At 65.1% G+C, this 3,868-nt stretch carries 5 protein-coding genes; 2 read left to right on the top strand and 3 right to left on the bottom strand.

Going from position 1 to position 3,868, the window contains the following annotated elements; all coding sequences use genetic code 11:
* A partial coding sequence (locus tag AC1DO7_RS40020; protein WP_477117474.1) for a hypothetical protein occupies positions 1–204 on the top strand: 204 nt, incomplete at its 5' end.
* A gap of 143 nt (positions 205–347) precedes the next feature.
* On the opposite strand, the gene gltX is transcribed toward AC1DO7_RS40020, so the two are convergent.
* Complete coding sequence (gene gltX / locus AC1DO7_RS40025) at positions 348–1,757, bottom strand: glutamate--tRNA ligase (RefSeq protein ID WP_441643380.1); 1,410 nt, start codon at positions 1,755–1,757, stop codon at positions 348–350.
* 249 nt (positions 1,758–2,006) lie between these two features.
* Here gltX and AC1DO7_RS40030 point away from each other — a divergent pair, with 249 nt between their 5' ends.
* Positions 2,007–2,948, top strand: a complete 942-nt coding sequence (locus AC1DO7_RS40030) for a patatin-like phospholipase family protein (protein ID WP_441618364.1) — start codon at positions 2,007–2,009, stop codon at positions 2,946–2,948.
* 88 nt (positions 2,949–3,036) lie between these two features.
* Here AC1DO7_RS40030 and AC1DO7_RS40035 read toward each other — a convergent pair whose 3' ends face one another.
* Both AC1DO7_RS40035 and AC1DO7_RS40040 read right to left on the bottom strand, forming a co-directional pair.
* The gene (locus AC1DO7_RS40035) at positions 3,037–3,726 is read right to left on the bottom strand and encodes a C40 family peptidase (protein ID WP_441618362.1); all 690 of its coding nucleotides are present in this window, start codon (positions 3,724–3,726) and stop codon (positions 3,037–3,039) included.
* Positions 3,678–3,868: hypothetical protein (locus AC1DO7_RS40040; RefSeq protein WP_477117475.1), on the bottom strand; the 191-nt coding region annotated here is incomplete at its 5' end. The genes AC1DO7_RS40035 and AC1DO7_RS40040, both read right to left, overlap by 49 nt.

The following is a 3,868-nucleotide window of genomic DNA, read 5'->3' on the forward strand; positions in this document are numbered from 1 at the left end:
AAGCGGGATCGAACCGCTGACCTCTTGCATGCCATGCAAGCGCTCTCCCAGCTGAGCTATAGCCCCATGGTACTACCTTGCTGCTTATTTACTGCACCAGCCTTACTGCTGCTGTCGTTTCGCGTTTGTTTCTTTGTTTCAGCGAAGACAAGATTATATAAACAACCTTGCTTTTTGACAACCCCTTTTTTTAACTTTTTTTAGCGATCCGCATTTCTGCGGGATTACTACTGATCGCTGCCATCCGTTAAGCCCGCTTGGTTTTTGTCCGCGCTGCAGGGAGAACGAGATTATGCTTAAGTCCCGGCAGGAGCGCAAGCCCCTTTCGAGACTTTCTGCAAAAAATTTCAGGCGAGCCCGTTTTGCAGGCGGCGCAGCACGGCGTCGCGGCCGAACAGCTCCAGCACGGCATCGATGGCCGGCGTCTGCAACTGCCCTGCCACCAGCAGGCGCACCGGCATGGCCAGCTTGGGCATCTTCAGGCCGAACTCGGCCAGCACGGCCTTGAAGGCCGCGCTGATGTCTTCGCGCTTCCACGCCGGGAGCGCGCTCAGGCGAGCGCTCAGGGCCTGCAGCGCCGGCAGGATATCCGCGTTGAGATGCTCGGCCTTGAGCGCGGCATCGGGCTGCGGCTCGCCGCGGTAGAACAGCAGCGCGGCCTGCGCCACGTCCTTGAGCGTATTGGCGCGGTCCTTCACCAGGCCCACCACGCCCTCGAGGCTGGCACCGCCCTCCTCCACCTTGCCGCCCAGTGCCTCGATGAACGGCAGGGTCAGCGCAGCCAGCCGCGCGTTGTCGCCTACCTTGATGTAGTGATTATTGAGCCAGGCCAGCTTCTCCGGGTTGTACTGCGCCGGCGACTTGCCCAGGTGCTCGAGGTCGAACCACTCGACGAACTGCTCGCGCGAGAAGATCTCCGCATCGCCGTGCGCCCAGCCCAGGCGGGCCAGGTAGTTGAGCACGGCCTCCGGCAGGTAGCCTTCGTCGCGGTAGCCCGTGACGGCCATGGCGCCATGGCGCTTGCTCATCTTCTCGCCCTGCTCGTTGAGGACGGTCGGCAAGTGGGCGAAGACCGGCGGCGTGCCGCCCAGCGCGCGAATGATGTTGATCTGGCGCGGCGTATTGTTGACGTGGTCGTCGCCGCGGATGACATGGGTAATCTTCATGTCGAGGTCATCGACCACCACGCAGAAGTTATAGGTGGGCGTGCCGTCCGGGCGGGCGATCACCAGGTCATCCAGTTCATCGTTGGAGATCTCGATGCGGCCCTTGACCGCGTCGTCCCACACCACGCTGCCGCCGATCGGGTTCTTGAAGCGGATCACAGGCTGCACGCCGGCCGGCGGCGCGGGCAACTCCTTGCCCGGCTCGGGACGCCAGAAGCCGTTGTAGCGCGGCTTCTCCCCGCGTTCGCGCTGGGCCTCGCGCAGGGCGTCCAGCTCCTCGGTGCTCATGTAGCACGGATAGGCCAGCCCGCTATCGACCATCTGCTTGACCACTTCGCGATAGCGGTCCATGCGCTGCATCTGGTAGTACGGGCCTTCGTCGATATCCATCTCGAGCCAGGCCATGCCTTCCAGGATCACGTCCACCGATTCCTGGGACGAGCGCTCGACGTCCGTGTCCTCGATGCGCAGGATGAAGTCGCCCTTCATGCGGCGCGCAAAGGCCCATGGGTAGAGCGCGGAGCGGATGTTGCCGAGGTGGATAAAGCCGGTCGGGCTCGGCGCGAAGCGGGTGCGGACGCGTTGTGTCATGTCGGAGGCAAACAAAAAAGCCTGCGCGCGGATGCGCGCGCAGGCCGGGTGTAGGATCGCCGCATTATAGCAAGCGGGGCGCCACGGCCGGCCCCGCCGCGCGCCGGATGCCTGCGCGCGCGGAATCATTTATCCTCTGCCCGGTCTGAAATGCTGCCGCGCGGATGCGGCGCTGGCGCCGGCCGCACATCCATGCCCACAATGGCGCCATCGGTGACGACCGCGCCACTTCCCTTCCTTCCTCGATCCATGCAACGACGCAACTTTCTTGGCGCGGGCGCGGCAGCGCTGCTCGCTGCCTGCTCCTTCGGCCCCAAGCCGGGCCCCCTGACCGCCCAGCCCGACACACCGGCTGTCGTGCCCCCGGCACCGTCCCGCCCCATCAAGATCGGCCTCGCGCTGGGCGGGGGTGCCGCCCGCGGCTTTGCCCACATCGGCGTGATCAAGGCGCTGGAAGCCCAGGGCATCCACCCGGACCTGGTCACCGGCACCAGCGCCGGCGCGGTGGTCGCCGCGCTCTATGCGTCGGGGATGAGCGGCTTCCAGCTCAACAAGCTGGCGCTGACCATGGACGAAGCCGCCATCGCCGACTGGGCCCTGCCCTTTGGCACGCGCTTCGGCGGCTGGCTCAAGGGCGAGGCGCTGCAGAACTATGTGAACAAGCTGATCGGCAACCGCCCCATCGAGGCCATGAAGCTGCCCCTGGGCATCGTCGCCACCGATCTCAAGACCGGCCAGGGCATCCTGTTCCGGCGCGGCAATACTGGCCAGGCGGTGCGTGCTTCGAGCAGCGTGCCGGGCGTGTTCCAGCCGGTCTCGATCCAGGGCCATGACTATGTGGACGGCGGGCTGGTGGAGCCGGTGCCGGTGGATTCGGCACGCACCATGGGCGCGGATTTCGTGATCGCCGTGAATATCTCGGCGGATCCGTCCAGCCAGAAGAACGGTGGCCAGAGCGGCGTGCTGCTGCAGACCACGGCCATCATGGGACAGTCGATCAACAAGATGGCGCTGGCACGCGCCGACGTGGTGATCCGCCCCGACCTGCCCGACATGGGCGGCAGCGATTTCACCGCGCGCAACCGCGCCATCCTGGCCGGCGAGCAGGCCATGGCGGCGGCAATGGCAGGCCTGCGCGACAAGCTGGCGCAGGCGCGCCTCAGGCCTGCCGGCACGGTGGCCGCGCAGTAATCCCGCCAACGGCCGCCGGCCGGCGCAAATGAAAAAGGACTGCATGGCAGTCCTTTTTTTGTCCGGAGCCGGGCGCACCCGGCCAGGCTCAGCCGCCGTAGAGCGAACGGCCGCCGGCGTTGGGATCGAAACGCTTGAGCGTCTCGACCATATTGCCGAGGTTGCCGGCGCCCACGCCATCCTGCGGCTTGTCGTCGATGCGGCGGGCACCGTTATAGCGCGTCACCCAGTACGAGGCGCGCATGTCGTCGACACGGATCTTGCTGCCCGTGGACGGAGCATGCACGAACTTGTTGTCGCCGATATAGATGCCGACGTGCGAGAACGTGTGGCGCATGGTGTTGAAAAACACCAGGTCGCCGGGACGCAGGTCGTTGGCCGCCACCGTGATGCCGACCTGGCTCATTTCCACCGAGCGGCGCGGCAGCATGAAACCAAAGGTGTCATTGAACACGTAGCGGACGAAGCCGCTGCAGTCCAGGCCCGATTCCGGGCTGTTGCCGCCGAAGCGGTAGCGCACGCCAATCAGCCCGAGGGCATTCATGACGAGGTCGCCAGCCTTGCTGGCAACGTGGCTGGTGGAACTCATCATCGAGGACAGCAAGCCACGCTTGCCTTCCGGATGCGGGTCCGAGCTCAGCTCGGCACGTGCATCGATGCGGGCGTCAGGGTCCTTGAAGACCGTATCAGCCAGCACTCCATTCGACAGAGCAGCACCGCAGGCAATGGCTATTCCAACGGCGGCGCGCGCCAGGGAATGAAGCACCGTTCGCTGCATTGGTTCTCCTGATCAATCGTTCTCTTTACCAGGCCCGGGACGACACGCCGGGCGGGCTCGAATTCAACGGGGTAGTTCAACGGGGTAAATGTGGCACGCAATAAGCGGACCAGCGTGATCATGTGACGCAGACCACCCGCGC

It is taken from the genome of Cupriavidus sp. 05N40, assembly GCF_056397305.1.